The 19,047-nt window shown below is 64.1% G+C and carries 17 protein-coding genes and 1 tRNA gene; 12 read left to right on the forward strand and 6 right to left on the reverse strand.

Translation table 11 applies throughout. The features are described from left to right. Window positions 1-15: 15 nt before the first annotated feature. Window positions 16-201, forward strand: a complete 186-nt coding sequence (gene hemP, locus EPO50_RS18995) for a hemin uptake protein HemP (RefSeq protein ID WP_296346577.1) — start codon at window positions 16-18, stop codon at window positions 199-201. Window positions 202-289: 88 nt separating this feature from the next. Here the strand turns inward: hemP and EPO50_RS19000 are convergent, their stop codons facing one another. Together EPO50_RS19000 and EPO50_RS19005 are read right to left on the reverse strand one after the other, a co-directional pair. Next, window positions 290-1,252 (reverse strand): AraC family transcriptional regulator, encoded by a 963-nt coding sequence (locus EPO50_RS19000; protein WP_296346578.1) that lies wholly within the window; start codon window positions 1,250-1,252, stop codon window positions 290-292. A gap of 210 nt (window positions 1,253-1,462) precedes the next feature. Continuing rightward, complete coding sequence (locus EPO50_RS19005; protein WP_296346579.1) at window positions 1,463-3,223, reverse strand: winged helix-turn-helix domain-containing protein; 1,761 nt, start codon at window positions 3,221-3,223, stop codon at window positions 1,463-1,465. 213 nt (window positions 3,224-3,436) lie between these two features. Here EPO50_RS19005 and EPO50_RS19010 point away from each other — a divergent pair, with 213 nt between their 5' ends. From EPO50_RS19010 to EPO50_RS19035, 6 genes are all read left to right on the forward strand, one after another. After that, window positions 3,437-4,633, forward strand: a complete 1,197-nt coding sequence (locus tag EPO50_RS19010) for a carbohydrate porin (protein WP_296346580.1) — start codon at window positions 3,437-3,439, stop codon at window positions 4,631-4,633. 72 nt (window positions 4,634-4,705) lie between these two features. Continuing rightward, a complete protein-coding gene (locus EPO50_RS19015) occupies window positions 4,706-5,812 on the forward strand; it encodes a hypothetical protein (protein ID WP_296346581.1) in 1,107 nt (368 codons plus the stop codon). Window positions 5,813-5,904: 92 nt separating this feature from the next. Further along, a complete protein-coding gene (locus EPO50_RS19020; RefSeq protein ID WP_296346582.1) occupies window positions 5,905-6,717 on the forward strand; it encodes an FAD binding domain-containing protein in 813 nt (270 codons plus the stop codon). Then, window positions 6,714-9,425, forward strand: coding sequence for a molybdopterin cofactor-binding domain-containing protein (locus EPO50_RS19025; protein ID WP_296346583.1), 2,712 nt, complete (start codon window positions 6,714-6,716; stop codon window positions 9,423-9,425). The genes EPO50_RS19020 and EPO50_RS19025 overlap by 4 nt, the downstream gene beginning before the upstream one ends. Beyond that, window positions 9,422-10,381 (forward strand): antibiotic biosynthesis monooxygenase, encoded by a 960-nt coding sequence (locus tag EPO50_RS19030; RefSeq protein ID WP_296346584.1) that lies wholly within the window; start codon window positions 9,422-9,424, stop codon window positions 10,379-10,381. The genes EPO50_RS19025 and EPO50_RS19030 overlap by 4 nt, the downstream gene beginning before the upstream one ends. A 40-nt stretch (window positions 10,382-10,421) precedes the next feature. Continuing rightward, on the forward strand, window positions 10,422-11,255 hold the full coding sequence (locus EPO50_RS19035; protein WP_296346585.1) for a phytanoyl-CoA dioxygenase family protein: 834 nt from the start codon (window positions 10,422-10,424) through the stop codon (window positions 11,253-11,255). Here EPO50_RS19035 and EPO50_RS19040 read toward each other — a convergent pair. Then, window positions 11,252-12,055, reverse strand: a complete 804-nt coding sequence (locus EPO50_RS19040; RefSeq protein ID WP_296346586.1) for a class II aldolase/adducin family protein — start codon at window positions 12,053-12,055, stop codon at window positions 11,252-11,254. The genes EPO50_RS19035 and EPO50_RS19040 overlap by 4 nt on opposite strands. Window positions 12,056-12,146: 91 nt before the next feature. Between EPO50_RS19040 and EPO50_RS19045 the strand changes: the two genes are divergently transcribed. Then, window positions 12,147-13,151, forward strand: coding sequence for a methyltransferase (locus EPO50_RS19045; RefSeq protein ID WP_296346587.1), 1,005 nt, complete (start codon window positions 12,147-12,149; stop codon window positions 13,149-13,151). Window positions 13,152-13,206: 55 nt separating this feature from the next. Next, window positions 13,207-13,282: transfer RNA gene (locus EPO50_RS19050), tRNA-Glu, on the forward strand. Window positions 13,283-13,733: 451 nt separating this feature from the next. Here the strand turns inward: EPO50_RS19050 and EPO50_RS19055 are convergent. Then, window positions 13,734-13,976: a hypothetical protein gene (locus EPO50_RS19055; RefSeq protein WP_296346588.1), complete on the reverse strand. Its 243-nt coding sequence runs from the start codon at window positions 13,974-13,976 to the stop codon at window positions 13,734-13,736. A 241-nt stretch (window positions 13,977-14,217) separates the two neighbouring features. Between EPO50_RS19055 and EPO50_RS19060 the strand changes: the two genes are divergently transcribed. The 3 genes from EPO50_RS19060 (at window position 14,218) to EPO50_RS19070 (ending at window position 17,497) form a co-directional block, all read left to right on the forward strand. Then, entirely contained in the window at window positions 14,218-16,023 is a 1,806-nt protein-coding gene (locus tag EPO50_RS19060; protein ID WP_296346589.1) for an adenylate/guanylate cyclase domain-containing protein, read from the forward strand. 203 nt (window positions 16,024-16,226) lie between these two features. Next, on the forward strand, window positions 16,227-16,649 hold the full coding sequence (locus tag EPO50_RS19065; protein ID WP_296346590.1) for a hypothetical protein: 423 nt from the start codon (window positions 16,227-16,229) through the stop codon (window positions 16,647-16,649). Window positions 16,650-16,993: 344 nt separating this feature from the next. Next, the gene (locus tag EPO50_RS19070; protein ID WP_296346591.1) at window positions 16,994-17,497 is read left to right on the forward strand and encodes a hypothetical protein; all 504 of its coding nucleotides are present in this window, start codon (window positions 16,994-16,996) and stop codon (window positions 17,495-17,497) included. Window positions 17,498-17,615: 118 nt separating this feature from the next. Here EPO50_RS19070 and EPO50_RS19075 read toward each other — a convergent pair whose 3' ends face one another. Together EPO50_RS19075 and EPO50_RS19080 are read right to left on the reverse strand one after the other, a co-directional pair. After that, on the reverse strand, window positions 17,616-18,371 hold the full coding sequence (locus tag EPO50_RS19075) for a hypothetical protein (protein ID WP_296346592.1): 756 nt from the start codon (window positions 18,369-18,371) through the stop codon (window positions 17,616-17,618). Between the two features lie 33 nt (window positions 18,372-18,404). After that, the gene (locus tag EPO50_RS19080) at window positions 18,405-19,025 is read right to left on the reverse strand and encodes a glycosyl hydrolase 108 family protein (protein WP_296346593.1); all 621 of its coding nucleotides are present in this window, start codon (window positions 19,023-19,025) and stop codon (window positions 18,405-18,407) included. Window positions 19,026-19,047 lie beyond the last annotated feature (22 nt).

Below are 19,047 nucleotides of genomic sequence, written 5' to 3' on the forward strand. Positions count from 1 at the left end.
AAGGGTGAGGCGACCATGGATCAGATCGTGCAATTGCATCCTGCCGCGGAGACGACATCGCGCGGCAAGCCCGACCGCGACGTGCCGAGCGTCGAGAGCAGCCAGCTCATGAGCGGCCGCCGCGAGCTTCTCATTCGCCACGGCGCCAGCACCTACCGCCTGCGCGTCACGGCCTCCGAGAAGCTGATCCTCACGAAGTAGTTCTCCGCGGGGCTCTCTTGTCGTCCTTTGCTCCGCTCAGGATGGCAACGAGCCCTTGCTGAGGGCGTGCTGCTCCCGCAGCGCGCCCTCAGGCCTGCGCGCGGCTGGCCTGGCGCATATCGCGGGGCGTCGCGCCGTAGCGGCGTTTGAACATTCGGGTGAAGGTCGGCAGCTCGCGGAAACCGCAGAGCATCGCGACATCGGAGATCATCAGGTCGGTGCCTTCCTGCGACGTGAGCAGGCGCCGAGCCCGTTCGATACGTGCCGCCCAGATGGCTTCGGCCACCCCCTCGCCCCGACGTGCGAAGACCCGATAGAGCGAAGCGCGCGAACAGCCCAGCCCGTTCGCCACACGATCCGGCGTGAGATCGGGATCACCGCACTGCGTCTCGATCAGCCGGCTCGCCGCGACATGGAAGCCGTCGACGAACTGCTCGGCATCGCCGGTCCCTACCCGTGTTGCCTGCAGGATCACCAGCGCCATCTCGGCCGCCGCATTCGTGGCCACGACCCGCTCGGCCTCGGACATGAACAGCGCTTCGTCCAGCGTGATCTTGAGATGCTGGCGCAGGATGCCTGCCATGCCGCGCGGGGCAATTTGCCGGCCCGCCAGCGCCGACAGATCCCCGCCCATGACCTCGGCAACCCGTCGCCGCGACAGCACGATGCCGCTCGAGCGATGGCGCGAGCGGATGATCTGCATCGGCTTGGCGTAATCCACGACATAGAGGTCGCCCGACTTCAGCCGGTGCTCGCCGTCATGGTCGAGCAAGGCGCTGCGGCAGTCGCGCATCAGTTCGACGGCGATATCGTCGCCACCGTCGAAGCGCGAGCGGCCAGGCGCCCGCAGCGCCTGCACAGCGTCTGAGGTGTGCTCCACCAGTTCGGTGCGTTCGAGGACGATCCGTTTCAGCCGGGCCTTGAACGGCTGGCCGTTGCGGATGATTTGCGGCTGGGTCCGCTTCAGGACGGTGTCGCGCCAGAACGCCAGACGTTCCTCGGCCGGCACGCCGTCAGTGTTCAGTTCGACCAGCCGGCCGTATCCGGGCACCGGCGCATGAGACGCTGGATTAAATTCCACAGGGATGCTTTGAGACAACCGGCCCTCACTCCGACCGCGAGGATTGGGCCAATAATGCCAGAGCGACAAAAGCCTGGGGAGGATTTTTGCGCTCGCAACGAAGCTATCTTGGGGGCTGATCCATATGCGCTACGCGTCCATTCGGGCGGCCGCGGCCACTGATCCCAAGGAGCGAGACCTCTAGGAAGCGACAGTACCAGTGCGTCCGTCGAGCCTCAGCGTTCGCAAGATGCGCTGGAAGCGCGGGTTGCCATAAAGGGGTCGGAAATAGGGATTCTGCCCCACAAAGCACAGGTACGTCGTGCGCGCATTCACGCAGTGTTCGAGGGCGTCGAGCGCGCGTGCCGGCTCGCCGACGGCCATCCATTGCATGGCGGCCCCTTCCCAGCGACCGGTCCGCTCGAGAATGGCGATCCACAAGAGCATCGCCTCTCGCCAGCCTTGGCTGGCGACGACCTCTTCCAAATGATCGGCGAGACCTTGAGCGACACTCAGCCCCTTCAGGGTCTTGAGGCGCTCGGCCATGGCTTCGTCGCGACGCCCGAGCTGGTCGAGAATCATCATGCGTCCGTAGTGGCCCCGGACCGAATCGGGTGCGAGCGCCAGGCTATCGCGTACGACGTCGAGCGCTTGCTCGCCCTCGCCTGCCATCCAGTAGACGATCCCGAGATGCTGGAGCGTTTCGACGCGCCGCGGGTCGAGTCGCCGAGCCTGCTCCATTGTCTCGATCGCTTCATCGTGACGGCCCATTGCACTCAGGAACTGGCCGAAGGTCGCGAGCGCTTCGACCGAGCTGGCATTGAGGGCGACGGCATGCGCCAGATCGGCTTCGGCGCCGTCCCAATCCCAGTCGTATTCCATCTTCACGCGGCCGAGGGCTGCCCATGCCTCGGCCAGCCCCTCGTCGAGGGCGAGCGCGCGCTCGGCCGCCCGCCGCGCCATCGGCATCGCCTCGTCGACCGGCAGCGGCCGCAGCATCGCCGTCGACGCCATCAACAGATAGGTCGAGGCGAGCCCGGCATGGGCCATCGCATAGTCGGGATCGAGCACCAGGGCCTGTTCGAACAGGCCCAGCGCCTTCAGCAGCGGCAGCCGCGTAAAGGGCATGAGGTGCGCACGCGCCTGGAGCTGCAGGAAGTAGGCCTCTGCCGTGCGCGGCCGGTAGCTGCGGAGGCCCTGCTCCATGGGCAGCAATTGTGGGAGCGAGGTCGCGACCCAGGTGGCGATCGCATCCTGCAAGGCGACACCATTCACCTGGGACTGCTCGAAACGCTCGCTCCTCTGGGTGCGGCCGCTTTCCACGTCGACCAGACGCGCCGAGACATGGAGTTTTTCGGCCTCGCGCCGCACAGCCCCCTCGAGCATGTGCGCCAGCCCGAGGGTGCGCGCACCGGCAAGATCGTCCACGGCGCCGACGGACGAGACGGCAAGCCCTGGCAAGCTCCCCAGCATCGTGCCGACCGCATCGGGAATGCCGATCCCGAGATAGGTGTCGGCTTCGGCCAGGTCGCCAGTCGAGAAGGCCTGCACCGCGAGCGGCATGGCGCCGGCCATCTGCGGCTCGCCGGCATCCCGCGGCGGCTGGTCGGCCCTGGACAAGGCCCGCACCGGCACGGACAGGCGATAGCCTGCGCCGGCGACCGTCTCGATGATGTCCGCGGGATCGGCTCCGAGCGCCTTGCGCAGGGTCGACATGTGGACGGTGAGCGTGCGGTCCTCGACCACGATGTTGGGCCAGAGCCTGGTCCGGAACGTCTCGTGCGGCACCAGGCGGCCACCGGCCTCGGCCAGCAACAGGAGGATCTGCAAGGCCTTGCCGGGAACGGCTATACGCCGGCCGGCGCGCGTCAGCCGTCGCTCGGCAGGGTGCAGGGCAAACGGACCGAACACGTAGATCAGCATCACGGCGCTTATACACTGCCCCCGCCAAATCTTGACCATTTCTTGACCCGACGGCGGACACAGGCTGACGCAGGATGCGGGCGTGGGTTCTGGTGGGACGAACCGATGGCATCAGGCGGCCTGCTGAAGAGGCCTCGACTTTCCGTTTGCAGTCGCGCGGTAGCCGCCGGCCGCCGGGCCGCCTGTTTCGCCTTGTTTTCCGGAGCTCTCCTTTTGTCCGGCGGTGGAAGCGCCGAAGCGCAAGCCCCGAAAGTGGCCTCGGTCAGCGGCAACCCGGCCGCCACCGACTATGCAACCGGAACCGGCTGGCTCGGCCGCACGCTCGGCCTACGCGACGAGTGGGGCGTAACGCTGGGTGGACTGTGGCTCGCCGACACCAACCTCGTAGCAGCCGGCGGAGCACAGCCCGGCGGATGGACCAACAACAGCGCGCTGGTGATCGGCCTCGGCATCGATGCCGAAAAGCTCGTCGGCTGGCGCGGGGCATCGTTCGGTTTCGAGTTCCTGCAGTTCAATGGTGCGGACACCAATGCCGAGGCGGGCAGCGTCGCGGGCTACAACGGCATCGTCGGCGCTCCTCCCTTCCAGCGCACCGAACTCCTCGAAGCCTGGTACCTGCAGGAGATGATCAAGGACGTTCTGCAGGTCCGGATTGGCCGAAGCACGCCAGGTTACGACTTCGGCAATGTCCTGCGCCCTGTCGCCCTCGACGACGCGACCCAGAACATCCCGGCCGTGAGCGGCCTCCTCTACTCGCCGCTGTTCGTCAACGGCTCGATCATCGGCGCCATGCCTGGCTACTACAATCCGGGGAATGGCGTGACCGTCAATTTCACGCCGACCAAATCCTTCTATTTCAATCTCGGCGTCTATGACGGCAATCGGGCGCGCGGCGTCCAGACGGGCGTCACTGCCCCGCAGTTCAACGGCTACTACTTCAACATCGCCGAGATCGGCATCAACTGGCTGCTGGGCGACGGCAAGCATCCCGGCCAGTTCGGCATCGGCCTGTGGCGGCAAACGGGTCTGCTCACGGCACGCGGCGTCACGCAGGAAGGCACCGGCGGCTTCTACGTGTTCGGCTCGCAGCGTATTGCCTTCGGCCTGAACCCGAGCGTGGCCAAATCGTCGGTCTCCGTCTTCTATCAGGTCGGCGCGAACGACTCCCTCACCCTTCCGATCACCCAGTATTACGGCGGCGGCATCACGGGCTTCGGTCTGATCGGCAACCGCGAACGGGATTCGATGGGCATCGGCGTGGGGGTATCGCGGCTGAACCCGCTTCTGTTCGCCCGTCCGACCGAACTGATGTTCCAGGCCTATTACCAGGCCCATCTGTTCGCTTCGATCTTCCTGCAGCCGACCGTGACGTTGATCCCGACGCCGGGCCTCTCGCCCGACCTGCCTTGCGCCCTGACCACGACTCTGCGGCTCACGGTGCTTTTCTAACGGTGCTTTTCTAGAGGAGAAAACAGTGACAAACCGCAACGCTCGAATGGCTTACGAAGGGGAGAAGGTCTGATGACGAGAGCTGGAATTCTGTCGCGGCTCGCGATCGGATTGATTGCGGCCGGAGCCGTCGTCGGCCCGGCCTCTGCCCAGACCGGCAACCTGCCCGAGTATCTGAAGAACATCTCGGGGACGACGGCGCCGACGCCGCCGGAGCTGGCCAACCGCGACGTGCTGCAGCTCAACACCACGATGTTCGCGCTCTATGACAATGCCGCCCGCACCTTCCGGCGCAACATCATGGCCAACCACCCGATCATCCTGGCCCTGTTCTCGGGCGCCGGCGGCCGCATGATCCTCTACAAGCCCGGACAGCCGCCCCAGGAAGCACCCTCGGTGCCGATGGTCTATCAGGTCATGAAGTCGACCGGTCACAGCGTCATGGCGATCTCGCAGGTCGTCGTGCCCTATATCGGCAACGCCGCCGACAAGAGCTGGGTGACGCCGCTCGCCTCTTATCGCACCCAGATGAAGGCGGCCCTCGACGGCGTCGATGCGCTGGACATCCAGGCCGACTGGAAGCCCACCCTCAAGACCATCCTCGGCAACAACGTCGCCTACATGGACGACTGCCTCGCCAAGGGCGTCATCAACCTCGCCGACCTCCAGGCCTTCGCCAAGAAGCAGGCGCCGGACGTGAAGCTCATCATCAACTGGGCGGCCTCGACCCAGGTGAAGCACTGGATGGGCGTGCTCGATGGCTGGAAGGCCAATCTCGGCCCCGACTTCGACAAGGCCTACGCCGCCTCCAACACCATCTACGTCGCCCGCCAGAACAACGTGCTGTTCAGCGTGCTGGCGCAGTATTTCGGCCCCGAGGCGATCAACGACCGGCTGATGCTGATCGAGACGATCAACTTCACCACCACGCCCGAGGACATGCTGGGCTCGCTGACCCGCATCATCGCCGACCGCACCGTGGGCGAGCTGTTCTTCGGCAACTACAAGCTGATGGATTTCGAGCTGATGGGAGGCGACGGCCGCAAGACCATCATCTCGGAGATGAAAGCGCGCGGCCGCGAGGCCTTCCTGCCCCCCGCGGTGCCCTTCGGCTCCAAGCAGTGGCCGGCCCTCGTCACACCGGGCCCCGGTCCGACCTCGCTCGACGACCTGAAGTAAGGGTCGCCTTTCAAACTCACCTGCCGAGGCGGGCGCTTGGGGCCCGCCTCGTGGCAAAAGACACTGCGCGAGGCCCGAGTACGGGGAATGGCATGAATCTCAACACGATCGTCGAAGTAAAGCGGCCCGAGTCGTTGGACAAGATCGAATGGGGCGAAGGCCATGCCTGGCTGGGCGGCGGCACCTGGCTGTTCTCCGAACCACAGGTCAACACCCATACGTTGATCGACCTCGAACGGCTTGGCTGGCCGGCGCTGACCATGACGGCCCAGGGTCTCGACATTGCGGCGACCTGCAAGATCGTCGAACTGCACGACTTCAAGGGCCCGCCGGAATGGCGCTCAGTGCCGCTGTTCAGCAAGTGCATCGACGCGTTCCTGATGTCGTTCAAGATCTGGAACGCCGCGACCGTCGGCGGCAACATCATCATGTCCCTGCCGGCGGGCGCGATGATCTCGCTCACAGCGGCGCTCGAAGGCGTACTGACCCTGTGGCCGCGTAAAGGTGAGCCGCGCCAGGTGCCGGTCATGGATTTCGTCACCGGCAATCACCAGAACATCCTGCAGCCCGGCGAACTCCTGCGCTCCATCCACCTGCCCGCCTCGGCACTCAAGAAGCGCTTCGCCATGCGGCAGGTGTCGCTCACCCATCTCGGCCGCTCGGCGGCGCTGATCGTCGCCACCGTCGACGACAACGACGACGACTTTCTGCTGACGATCAGCGCGGCGACGCCGCGGCCTGTCCATCTGCGTTTCAAGAAGACGCCTTCGGCCGCCGAGCTGCGCCAGGCAATCGACGAACGCCTGCCGGCCGACGCCTGGTTTCAGGACGTCCATGGCTCGGCCCCCTACAAGCGCCACGTCACCCACTACCTTGCCGAACAGATTCGTGCGGAGCTGTCATGAGTAACTACGAGGTCAATGGCCGCTCCTACTCGGCGGAGCCAAAGCCCGGCCAGTGCCTGCGTACCTTCCTGCGCGACCTAGAGGTGTTCGGCGTCAAGAAGGGTTGCGACGCCGGTGACTGCGGCGCCTGCACCGTGTGGATAGACGGCAAGCCGTTCCATTCCTGCCTCGTGCCCGCCTTCCGTGGCGAGGGCCGCAAGATCACCACCATCGAAGGCCTCGCCAAAACCTGCGGCAACGGCGCCGACATGCATCCCGTGCAGCAGGCGTTTCGCGACGCCCAGGCCTTCCAGTGTGGCTACTGCGCCGCCGGCATGATGATGACCGTGGCGAGCCTCAGCCCGGAACAGCGGGAGGACCTGCCGCACGCGCTCAAGGGCAATCTCTGCCGTTGCACCGGCTATCGCTCGATCGAAGATGCCCTGCATGGCCGCTCCAACATCGAGGAGGATGTCGCAGGCAATGCCTGCGGCGCCAGCCTGCCCAATCCCTTCAGCGACACGATCCTGACGGGCAAGGCGCACTACACGATGGACGTCGCCATGCCAGGCCTGCTGCACCTCAAGGTGCTGCGCTCGCCGCATGCCCATGCCCGCGTCACCCACATCGACAAGGCCAAGGCGGAGGCCGTGCCGGGCGTGGTCGCAGTCTATACCTGGGAGGACGTGCCGCGGCGGCTCTACAGCACGGCGCTGCATGAGGACCATCTCGTCGATCCCGACGACACCTACATGCTCGACAATGTCGTGCGCTTCGTCGGCCAGCGCCTCGTCGCCGTCGTCGCCGAAAGCGAAGCCGCGGCCGAGGCAGGCTGCCGGGCGGTCCATGTCGACTACGAACTGCTGCCTGCGGTCTTCGATCCGGTCGACGCCATGGCGCCCGATGCGCCGCTGCTGCACGACAAGGATGTCCTCACCGAAAATGGCAACATCTACTGCGACCTGCACGGCGAGATCGGCAACGTCGCCAAGGGCTTCGCCGAGGCCGATGTCGTGCACGAGGCGACCTACTCGACGTCGCGCGTGCAGCATGTGCACCTCGAGACGCACGGCTCGATCGCCTGGCAGGGCGACGACAAGCGCTGGCACGTGCGCACCAGCTCGCAGGGGCCGTTCGCCGCGCAGAAGAAGCTCTGCTACCTGATGGGCCTGCGCACCCGCGACCTGCATGTCTTCACCGAGCGCGTCGGTGGCGGCTTCGGCGGCAAGCAGGAGATGATCTCCGAGGACCTCGTGCTGTTTGCCACGATGAAGCTCGGCCGCCCAGTAAAGTGGGAATGGACGCGCGAGGAGGAGTTCATCGGCGCCACGACACGGCACCAGATGACGACCAAGATCAGGATCGGCGCCCGCAAGGACGGCACCCTGACGGCGATGGATGTCCAGGTCGTGTCCAACACCGGCGCCTACGGCAACCACGGCAGCGAGACCCTGGCCGCCGCCATGGCGAGCCCGATCGCGGCCTATCGCTGCGAGAACAAGAAAGGTGTGGGCTACGCCGTCTACACCAACATGGTGCCGGGCGGTGGTTTCCGTGGCTACGGTGCCTCGCAGACGACCTTCGCCATCGAATGCGCGATCGACGATCTGGCGCGCAAGCTCGACATCGACCCGATTGCGATGCGACGCAAGAACGTCGTGCGCCCCGGCGACAACATCGAATCGATCTGGAAGGAGCCGAGCGACGCCAGCTTCGGCAGCTACGGCATCGACGAATGCATCGACATCGTCGAGCGCGAACTGGCTCGCGGCAACGGCGTCCAGAAGCCCGCCGGCGAGGAGTGGGCGGCTGGCACCGGCGTGGCGCTCGCCATGCTGGAATGCGGTCCGCCGACCGAACATCGCTCCGGCGCAGAAATCCGGCTGCTGTCCGATGGCAGCTACCACCTCGCCTGCGGCTCCTCCGAAATGGGCAACGGCATCACCACGGCGCACCAACAGATCGCCGCGTCGATCCTGGGTGTCCGCGCGCGCGACATCGACATCATCAATGCCGACACCGACCGCACGCCCTACGATACCGGCACCTTCGCCAGCACCGGCACTGTGGTGGCCGGCAAGGCAGTTCACCTCACGGCCGAGGCGATGCGCGAGGACATCCTCGACTTCGCCAGCCGCCACACCGGGACCGACCGGGCCAACTGCCGCCTCGACAACGATGCCGTGATCTGCGGCAACAAGCGGGTGCCTCTCACCGAGCTCCATGCTGCCGGCACCAAGGTCGAGCACCGCTTCACCGTCGCCCGCAAGGCCTACCTCTCGCCGCGCACCATTGCCTTCAACGTGCAGGGCGTGCGGCTGGCCGTGCATCGCGTGACCGGCGAGATCCGCATCCTGCACAGCGTGCACGCCGCTGACATCGGCCGGCCGATCAACCCCATGCAGTGCCGCGGCCAGCTCGATGGCGCCATCACCATGGGCTATGGCTGGGCGCTCACCGAAAACATGGTCTACGATGACGGGCACATGGTGAACGCACAGCTGCGCAACTATCGCATCCCCGCCTGGGCCGACGCGCCGCGCACCGACCTCTTCCTGGCCGGCACCGTCGACGCCATCGGGCCGCTCGGGGCCAAGTCCCAGGGTGAATGCGCCATCAATCCGGTCGCGCCGGCGGTGTCGAACGCGTTGGCCAATGCAACGGGCGTGCGCTTCGCCCACCTGCCCTTCACACCGGACCGCCTGTTCGCCAAGCTGGCGAAGTCATGAGCCAGGCCGCCAGCACCGCCCAACGCAGCGTCAGCATCGTCACACAGACCTGCGTGCGACCGGAGCGCTCCGAGGACTTTGCGCGCTGGCAAAGCGAGACCAGCTCGCTCATCCAGGGCTTCCCCGGCTTCATCGAGCAGCGCCTGCTGCCGCCGGCGCCACCGCTGCAGGTCGATTGGGTGATCCTTCAGCGCTTCGCCAGCCTGACCGACGCCCAGCGGTGGCTGGGCTCCGTCGAACGCCAGAAGCGTATCGAGGGTGCGGCTCCCATGCTGGTCGGCCGCGACGACGTCCATATCGTCCAGGACGAGGCCGGTGGCATCAAGCCGGCGCCGGTGTCGGCGGTGATCTCGACGCGCGTCCTGCCGGGCAAGGAAGCCGAATACCGCGTCTGGGAACGCAAGATCGCCGCCGCGCAATCCAAGGCGCGCGGCCTGCAGGGCTACCGCTTCGAGCCGCCGGTGCCCGGCGTGCAGGAGGACTATGTCGCCATCCTGCGATTCGATACGGAGGCCAATCTCCAGGCCTGGCTCGATTCGCCGGAACGCAAGAAGCTGGTCGACGAGGCCGCGCCGCTCACAGAAGAGTTCCACGCCCGCATTGCAAGCGCTGGCTTCGAGCAGTGGTTCCGCGACGTCTCTCCCGGCGGCGCGCCGCTGCCGGTGTGGAAAATGGATATGCTCGTCCTACTGATGCTCTACCCTATCGTCTTCCTGTGGAGCGTCTGGATCGGCATGCCGTACATGTCCAACCTCTCCTTCGCGGTCTCGCTGTTCATCGGCAATATCGTGAGTGTCGGGCTGACCGGCTTCCTCGTGCCCTGGGTCGCCAACCGTTTCGGCTGGTGGTTGCAGCCGGCCGGCCACAGGAACGCCCTCGCCGTCCATTTCCTCGGCGCCGGCGTCATCCTGGCGCTCTACGCCGCCATGATCTTCGTCTTCTGGCGCTTCTTCTGAGCCATCGTCCGCCTTAGACTGATGGCCGGAGGAAAAACCGATGGCCAAACGTCTCAGCGCGGAAGCAGTCGCCCAATACCGCCGCGACGGATTCTATTTTCCCCTACCAGTCCTGTCGGCCGACGAAGCCCGGGGCTACCGCCGCAAGCTCGAAACCTACGAGCAGCAGATTGGCGGACCAATCGCGTCCAACATGCGCCACAAGACGCACCTCCTCTTCACCTGGGCCAACGAGCTGGCGCGCCATCCCGCCGTGCTCGACGCCGTCGAGGACGTGATCGGCCCCGACATCCTCTGCTGGAGCACGACCTTCTTCATCAAGGAGCCACAGACTCCCGCCTTCGTTTCCTGGCACCAGGACGCGACCTACTGGGGCCTGAGCACCGACGACGTCATCACCGCCTGGGTGGCCTTTGCCGACGCACCGGTCGAGAGCGGCGCCATGAAGTTCTGGCCGGGCAGCCACCTCAAGAACCAGCTCGAGCATCGCGACACGTTCGACAAGAACAACCTGCTGAGCCGCGGCCAGGAGATCGCGGTCGACGTGCCGGCGGGCGAAGGCGTCGACGTGGCGCTGAAGGCCGGCGACATGTCCTTGCACCACGTATTGCTAGTCCACGGCTCAGGCCCGAACACCACGCACGACAGGCGCATCGGCTTTGCCATGCGCTACATCCCGCCTCACGTGAAGCAGCTCAAGGTGCGCGACTCCGCCATGCTGGTGCGCGGCCGCGACACCCACGGCAACTTCGACCTGGAGCCCTCGCCCAAGGCCGATCTCGACGAGGCGGCGCTGGCCGTCCATCGCGACTCCGTCGAACGGTCCGTGAAGGCTCTCTACGCCGGCACCGACCGCACGGAGTTCAGAGCTTAGTTGCGCCAGCTCGTATCGGTCTTGTCGAGCTTGCGCAGGAGGGCGGCGAATTCGAGATCGCCGATGCCTACGGCCGACTCCATCTCGGAGAAGCGATCCATGTCGGCGCCCGACTTGGCCGCGAGATTGTCGCCCATGACGTTCAGCGCGCCGGCTGCAGCGGCATCGACCTGTATCTGACACGCCCGCTCCAACCGGTAGAGCCGCAGAAAGGCTTCCGGCACCGAGCGGCCGGTGGTCAGCAGGCCGTGGTTGCGCAGCATCATCGCCTGGTTGTTGCCGAGGTTCTTCAGCAGCCGCTCCCGCTCGTCGAGATCGAGGCTGGGGCCTTCGTAGTCGTGATAGGAGAGCTTGCCGTGGAAGGCCGTGGCCGTCATGGAGATCGGCAACAGGCCATCCTTTAACGCGCAGACCGCCATGCCGGCGCGCGTGTGAGTGTGCATCACGACCTTGTGGCGCTCGGCATGGGCCATGTGGACGGCCGAGTGGATCACGAAGCCCGCGTAGTTCACGGGATGCGGGCTCGGTTCGACGATCTTGCCGTCGAGGTCGATCTTCACCAGGTTCGAGGCCGTGACTTCATCGTAGTTGAGGCCGAAGGGATTGATCAGGAAGTGCGGCGCCTCGCCGGGCACCCTCGCGGTAAGATGGCCGTAGATCAGTTCCGTCCAGCCGAAATGATCCACCAAGCGATACGCGGCCGCGAGCTGGCGGCGCAGCACCCATTCGCCGTCGCCCGGCGGCAGCGCGTTGATGTCGACACCGGTGAGCGGCAGTTCGGACGCGATCGGCATATCCATGACGTGCTCTCCTTCAGACGGGCCCTCCGCGAGCAGCGACGAAGCTTAGGCCCGCGCGCTAGGATCGGGCAACCAAGGAGGAAGCATATCAATGTCGGACAAACAGCGCCTGGACACGACCCGCCTGCAGAAGATCGCCCAGGCCTATTGGGAAAGCGCGGCCCTGATGGCGGCCGTCGAACTGGAAATCTTCACCGCGATCGCCCATGGCCATGACACGATCCCGACCGTCGCCAAGGCGATCGGCATCACCGAACGCAATGCCGAGCGCATCCTGACCGTGCTGGCCGCCATGACGCTGCTCTCGCGCGAGGGCGAGCGCTTCACCAACGCGCCCGACGTGCAGCGCTTCCTGGTCAAGGATGGCGAGCGCTATGCCGGGCCTTGGATCCTGTTCACCAAGCCACGCTGGACCGCGTTCGGCGAACTGTCCGACCGGCTGCGTCGCAAGGAGGAGAACAAGCTCGGCGCCTATGTCGACTTCTCGGTCGACGACGCACGGCGCTATCACGCCGCCACCTACTCGATCGGCATGGGCGCGGCGCGACTGTTCAGCCGCAGCGTCGATCTCACCGGTCGCAAGAAGCTGCTCGACCTCGGCGGCGGCTCCGGCGCCTACAGCATCGTGGCGACCAAGACCTATCCCGGCCTGAAGGCGATCGTGCTCGACCTGCCGCCGGTTACAGTCGTGGCCGACGAATACATCTCCGCCAACGGCGCGGCCGACAGGGTCAGCACCCTGCCTGGCGATTTCACGAGCACCGAGTTCCCCGGTGGCGTCGACGTCGTCGTCATGGCGAGCAACCTGCCGCAGTACGAGCCCGACCTGATCCGCCTCGTCGTCAAGAAGGCCTTTGCGGCCCTCGAGCCCGGTGGCGAGATGCACTTGATCGGCGAAACCCTGCACGACGACCGCCGCGGCCCGCTCTCCGCCGCCCTGTGGGGCCTGAACGAAGCGGTTCAGGGCAGCACCGGCCTCGCCCACACCGAAGCGGAGGTGAAGGGATATCTGCAGGGCGCAGGTTTTGCCGACGTCACGGTCCACCCGTTCGTGCCTGGCGTCCTGTCGCGGGTCACGGGGCGAAAGCCATCCTGAACGGGAGGGGTTGCGCGCGGGCAGCCGTTCGACTATCTGTCCGCCTCCAGCCTCTGCTCCCTTCGTCTAGAGGCCTAGGACGTGGCCCTCTCAAGGCTAAAACACGGGTTCGAATCCCGTAGGGAGCGCCAAGGCTGGATACCCGTAAAATCTAGCTTTTATGCGCATCGGACCGATTGTGGTTCGCTGTGCGGCGCACCCTCTTCCTGGGTGCCTTTGTACATCCAAGATCTGCGCATGACCGACACAACGAGGCCGGTGACTTGCTTCGCAAGCGCCTGGCTGTCGCCCACTAGGGCATTGTGCCGCCGGGTCTCTTTTCGCTGGGATTGATGCGACGCTCTTCATCCTCGGGCCCGACACGGCGCGGGCCGGCGTCTCCTTCCTTCCGCTCAGGGCCGGTGCCTCGCTCGATATCGGTACTCTGCTCACGTTCTTCTGGGGTTACCGCGGGTCTCGGGCGTGGTTCGGCCATTTTTGTCTCCAGCTTTGATTGCAGGCTGGCCGTAGAACGGTTCATCTGAACCAGACGTTGCGCCGCTTCCCTTCACTTGGCCGGGAACAGTCCAATGGACGGAAAATCTAATCTTCGTCCGGATCGCGGTCCGGTTCCTGAATGGCAATAGCATCGGCGAACCTCTTGGCCACGACGGGGCTGCCAGCCGCCTCGGCGGCGCGCAGACCCTCCCGGTTGGCATCGAGTCGGAGAAGGTCGTTGGGGGCGGCCGCCGCCAGCGCCTTTTCGATAAGGTCTATGGCCTCGCTGTACCTCTGCTGATCACGCAAGGCGGCCGCGACCTTGATGGCGTCAGCCAAGCTGCTCATGACTTCACTCCGGCGACGTGATCTTGTCCCAACACTACGACAACCATGCACTCAAGCTCTTCGTGATCGACGACAACGATCTGCCTGTTACGTAGTTCCCACCAGCTGACGATTGGTACGGCGTAATCGCTGTGTGCGTGCCTGATGCCGACACTTCGCCATACCTGCAAGGCTGCGGAGAGCCTGTTGCCCGCCTCGAATACTAGTCCTACGCTTTCGGTAGCTTCTTCGGGAGATGCCGTTGGCGCGTGAGCAGCGCAAACTGGCGGCAATCGTTGCTGCGGACGTAGTTGGCTACTCCCGCCTGATGGGGCGTGACGAGAGCGGGACGCTGGCGCGCCTGCGTACGAACCGCTCAGAACATCTCGACCCCATTCTGGCGAAATACGGAGGCCGCTTAGTCAAGCTAACCGGCGACGGTGTCCTGGTCGAGTTCGCCAGCGCAGTTGATGCGTTGTCAGCCGCCATCGAGTTTCAGCAAATCATGGCGGAGGCCAAGCGCGGCCAGTCCACTGACATAGCCCTCGTGTTCCGCATAGGTTTGCATTTGGGCGATCTGATTGTCGAGGGCGATGATCTTTATGGTGATGGCGTCAACGTTGCAGCGAGGTTGGAAGGAGAAGCGCCATCCGGTGGTATCCTGATTTCGCGCAGCGTGCGCGATGCCGTTAGCGGACGGGTGAAAGCGACATTCGAGGATTTGGGTGCCCTGTCGCTGAAAAACATCGAACGGCCGATCCGCGCCTTCAGGGTGCATTGGGAGGCACTGGATTGGCCGACGCAGGCCGCTCCCGAAGTGCCAGGTGCGCCGTCGGTGACGTTGCAGTCTTCACCAACGCCGCTGACGTTGCCTGACAAACCCTCCATCGCCGTGCTGCCTTTCCAGAACATGAGCGGCGATCCCGAGCAGGAGTACTTTGCCGACGGCATAGTCGAGGACATAATCACTGCGCTGTCTCGGACCAAGCAATTGTTCGTCATAGCCCGCAACTCCTCGTTCACCTACAAGGGCCGAAGCGTCGACATAAAGCAGGTGGGCGACGAGCTGGGCGTGCGCTATGTCCTCGAAGGAAGCGTTCGTAAGGCGGGTAATCGCCTGCGAATTGCTGGACAGTTGATTGACGCAACAACAGGCTCTCACATATGGGCGGATCGCTTCGAAGGTTGCGTCGAGGACCTGTTTGATCTTCAGGATCAGGTGACGACGCGTGTGGTCGGTGCCATTGAACCGGAGCTCGAGCAAGCTGAAATCGACCGGGCACGCCGCAAACCCACTCGCGATCTCCAAGCGTACGACTATTACCTTCGCGGCATGGCGAGCCTATACGTTCAAGTAAGGGAAGCAACCAGCGAAGCCCTCGCGTTCTTTCACAATGCCGCCCACCTCGACACCACGTTCGCCCTACCTCTCGCTCAAGCGTCGCTCTGCTACGTGCAGCGCAAAGCGTACGGTTGGAGCGTGGACCATGACCAGGAAATGGTCGAAGCTGAGAGATTGGCCCGATGTGCATTGGAGCTGAATAGGAAGGACCCACGAGTGCTTGCCAGTGCAGGGTACTCATTGGCGTACGTATGCGGGCGCTTGGACGAGGGAGCGGACCTGATTGATCAGGGAGTTGACCTCGATCCCAACTATGCCCTTGCTTGGACTTGGAGGGCGTACACAAAGATGTGGCTTGGCGCTAGGAAGTCCGTGATCGAAGATTACGAACGCGCGCTGCGCCTCAACCCTCTCGATCCCTTCGCGTTCCTTGCACAGGCAGGAATGGCCCAGGCTCATTATCTTGCTGGTCGATATGTTGATGCAGTGGCTTGGGCGGCAAAGTCGCTGCATCTGAGGCCGCATCACTTGCCTACACAGCGCATTTACATGGCATCACTCGGGATGTTGGGGCGCAATGTCGAAACTCGAAAGGCATTTGAGGTTTACCGCCAGTTGGACCCAACCGCGCGGATACTGACCATCAGGGAGCGCACGCCCTTGCGCTTGGAAGAAGACATAGAACGACTTGTGGCAGGACTGCGTCTCGCCGGGCTTCCCGAATGACCGAGCAGCGTCGCCTTGCCGACACCTTATCGGCCGATGTCGCTGGCAACTCGCGGCTGAGGTAGATGTCGCTCTGACAAAGCGACAGGACTAGCGAAAGGTCAGAGAGAAAGCGGGCCTCGACAAACAATCCCAACGGGCTCAATGTTTTCTTTGCGATGGGTCATCTTTTGTGCGCCTCGATGCATAGCGAGGGGTGTTCAATGACGACGCTTTTGCCCTGCTCAAACCACACACGCTTCTATCTCAGGCTCACGGCGACGCTTTTTGCCATAACGGTAGCCGTCACGCCAAAAGCCGAGGAGCTGGGCCATCTTCGATATCACGACAGCGACTATCGTCATTGGAAGCAACCAGGCACCAACATTTCATGCTGTTCGGACCATGATTGCGCACCTGTGCGAGCGGAACTGCGGCAAGGTCAGTGGTTCGCGCTTCGGCACGGCGACTTGTACGCTGAACTTGACGAGATGGGTCAGGGCGAATTGCTGCTGTGGCGAAGCGAATGGATCGCTGTGCCCGACGAAAGAATAATTCTGGTACCCAATCCTACCGTTGAGGGCGGACACCTTTGCTATTCGAGGGGCACGGTTCTTTGCTTTGTTCCCCCGAATACTGGCGGCTGAATTTTGTACCCTAACCCGTTGCGCTACGCGCCATGGCGTCAATAAGGATCTCGATCTGACATCAGGGTCCCGCTTGTCGTCATGCCATCACCGCGACAGGAGCTGACATCATTCGAAACAGTTGCAGCGCCAGCACTTTCAAGGACATCTCCAAGGGCCCAACGAGTGGTTCGGTCGCTACTGCGAGGACATAGGCATGGACGAACGTTTCAGGGATTTCCACTCGTTGCGTCATGGCTGGAAGAGCGTTGCCCGTGGTGCGCGTATGGGTTCGACTTTGAATCAAGATTGCGATTTGGTCACAGCTCGAACGTATACGTTCGAGAAGTCCTCTGGTTTGCTTCATGCGGGGCAAGGCGATTTCAGGGGAGGCGACCATTCAAACCGTCGAAGCAAACTCCATCCAGCGGCACTGGCAGATGCCCCTGCCCATCCCTGCCGGTGAGACTTTTAGGACCGCCCTAGTAGATCACACGCGTGGCATCATCATCGTAGCGGTGATCGATCAGATCGATGACACACTGAAGCATCGGATTCGGTTCGATCACCTACTTCTGCCGAGCCCGGCTGAGTTCGCGGCTGGTGCCTGCGATCCCGATGAACTGCCTCTCGAACCAGGTGAATGGGTGATCCAGTGGACCAACGAGGGTTATGCGCTCATCGACGGTGGGGATAATCCAGCAGCCGACGTAAGGACGATCCAGACGATCATGGCGGACTGCTATTCATCCCAGGGACGGACACGTAGTCTATTGGAGCTGGGGCGATTACTAACTGAGGTTGTCGAGGCCGAACTCGACAGGATCAGGCGAACTGCCATTCGGCGTGGTCTGATGCAGCTCCATTAGCCTGGCCGCGGTTCAAGCGAAAAGGCCCCGATATCTCAACCGTCGGAGCCTCTAGTTTTGAGTCGCACATACCAGGCGCGACGGCCCAATCGAAGCTCCTGGTGGTCGCCCCTGCCAATCAAATGTCGATGTTCTGGATGTTCTCCGTCACGAACGGCGTGATCTTCTTGGCGAGGGCCTCTTTGGTGTCTTCGAGCACCTTGGCGCTGAGCACTGTCTCGCTGAGCGCGCTCTTCACCGTCGCGCCGGAGGTCGAGACCCTGACGAACAATACCTGCGTAATGGTGCTCGTCGCCTTGATGCCGAAGAATACCGTCTTGATCTGGGCGCCGCCGTCCGCGCCGGCATCGACGGCAGTCAGCCCGAACTTGGCGCCCTTGACGGCCTGGCTTTTGCGCTGGAACAGCGTCAGCCAGGGGCTGTCCTTGTTCATCTCCTCGAGACCCTTGAGCGCGGCCAGGATGATCGCGCCGGCCGCAACCCCCGGGCCGAGCGCCGTAGTGAGCACGGGGATGATGGCCTTGTGCAACTCCGCGTTCTTGTCGGAGATTTCCTGCTCGCTCATCTCGACGCTGGTCACCGACCAGCCGATCTTGCCCATGACCTCGTTGTACTTCTCGAACCAGGTGAGTGGTTCGATGTTGCCGGGGCTCGCCTTGTCGGCCGCGAGCTGGCCGAGCAGCAGGCCGTAGCTGATCGTCGGCCGCAGCGACAGCGGCACCTCGCCGCCGAACGCCGCCAGCTGCGAGTTCACGACCAGCGCCTGCTTGCCGCTGGTGAACGACGCTGCCAACGGCGCCATCGTATCGTCGCGGCGGCCCGACGGCGGCGTGGGAAGGTCGACCGCCTGGATGTAGCTGACTGATTTGCTCATGACGTGGCTCCTTGCTGCAGGATTACATGAGGGCTAACGCCATTTCTCCAGCGCCTGGCCTGGACCGAGATCCGGCACGCGTTCGATGAAGTTGGTGTCGCCGAAGTCGATGGTGCTGTCGCGCGAGCGTGTGAAACCCGGCAGCCTCGCCTCGGCCCTGAGGTCGTTCAGCCTGTTGAGCCAGCCCCTCAGAAACTTCGCCTGGCCCGGCCGTGCGGCGAACGTGTGATACAGACCCTCGCGGATGGCGCAGTACTTCACGACGGCGTCGGGCAGCGCACAGGCATCGCAGGCCGCCTGGGTCTTCGCCCCGAAACCACCATCGACATCGGTGCCGACCGCCTCCTGCAGGATCCTGACGGCCCGGCCCGGCCCCATATTGACGCTGGTGTCGAACGTCACGAGGTCGAGCGCACTGCGCAGAGTCTCGCAGCGTGCCGGTTTCCAGTAGCCCCGTGAGTAAATGTCTCCGAGTTCTGCATCCTCGATGACGGCGACGTCGCGGGTGCTGAGACCATTGTTTTGCCGCCAGGTGTCGTAGACGCGCTGCGTCACGCCTTTCATGGTGCGTCCGCCGTGATCGTCGGGATCGTCGGCAAGGCCGCCTTCCCAACGTAGGACAAAGGCTATCGCCTGAGGGTAATTCGCATCCATCGCTCTCTCCCTCTCGTGGTTG

This window comes from Reyranella sp. (genome assembly GCF_004297405.1).
In the GTDB taxonomy this organism is placed as follows: domain Bacteria; phylum Pseudomonadota; class Alphaproteobacteria; order Reyranellales; family Reyranellaceae; genus Reyranella.

Coding starts and splice junctions, on each gene's coding strand:
- hemP (WP_296346577.1), top strand. CDS start 16: ATGGATCAGATCGTGCAATTGCATCCTGCCGCGGAGACGACATCGCGC.
- EPO50_RS19005 (WP_296346579.1), bottom strand. CDS start 3,223: ATGGTCAAGATTTGGCGGGGGCAGTGTATAAGCGCCGTGATGCTGATC.
- EPO50_RS19015 (WP_296346581.1), top strand. CDS start 4,706: ATGACGAGAGCTGGAATTCTGTCGCGGCTCGCGATCGGATTGATTGCG.
- EPO50_RS19020 (WP_296346582.1), top strand. CDS start 5,905: ATGAATCTCAACACGATCGTCGAAGTAAAGCGGCCCGAGTCGTTGGAC.
- EPO50_RS19025 (WP_296346583.1), top strand. CDS start 6,714: ATGAGTAACTACGAGGTCAATGGCCGCTCCTACTCGGCGGAGCCAAAG.
- EPO50_RS19030 (WP_296346584.1), top strand. CDS start 9,422: ATGAGCCAGGCCGCCAGCACCGCCCAACGCAGCGTCAGCATCGTCACA.
- EPO50_RS19035 (WP_296346585.1), top strand. CDS start 10,422: ATGGCCAAACGTCTCAGCGCGGAAGCAGTCGCCCAATACCGCCGCGAC.
- EPO50_RS19040 (WP_296346586.1), bottom strand. CDS start 12,055: ATGGATATGCCGATCGCGTCCGAACTGCCGCTCACCGGTGTCGACATC.
- EPO50_RS19045 (WP_296346587.1), top strand. CDS start 12,147: ATGTCGGACAAACAGCGCCTGGACACGACCCGCCTGCAGAAGATCGCC.
- EPO50_RS19055 (WP_296346588.1), bottom strand. CDS start 13,976: ATGAGCAGCTTGGCTGACGCCATCAAGGTCGCGGCCGCCTTGCGTGAT.
- EPO50_RS19065 (WP_296346590.1), top strand. CDS start 16,227: ATGACGACGCTTTTGCCCTGCTCAAACCACACACGCTTCTATCTCAGG.
- EPO50_RS19070 (WP_296346591.1), top strand. CDS start 16,994: ATGCGGGGCAAGGCGATTTCAGGGGAGGCGACCATTCAAACCGTCGAA.
- EPO50_RS19075 (WP_296346592.1), bottom strand. CDS start 18,371: ATGAGCAAATCAGTCAGCTACATCCAGGCGGTCGACCTTCCCACGCCG.
- EPO50_RS19080 (WP_296346593.1), bottom strand. CDS start 19,025: ATGGATGCGAATTACCCTCAGGCGATAGCCTTTGTCCTACGTTGGGAA.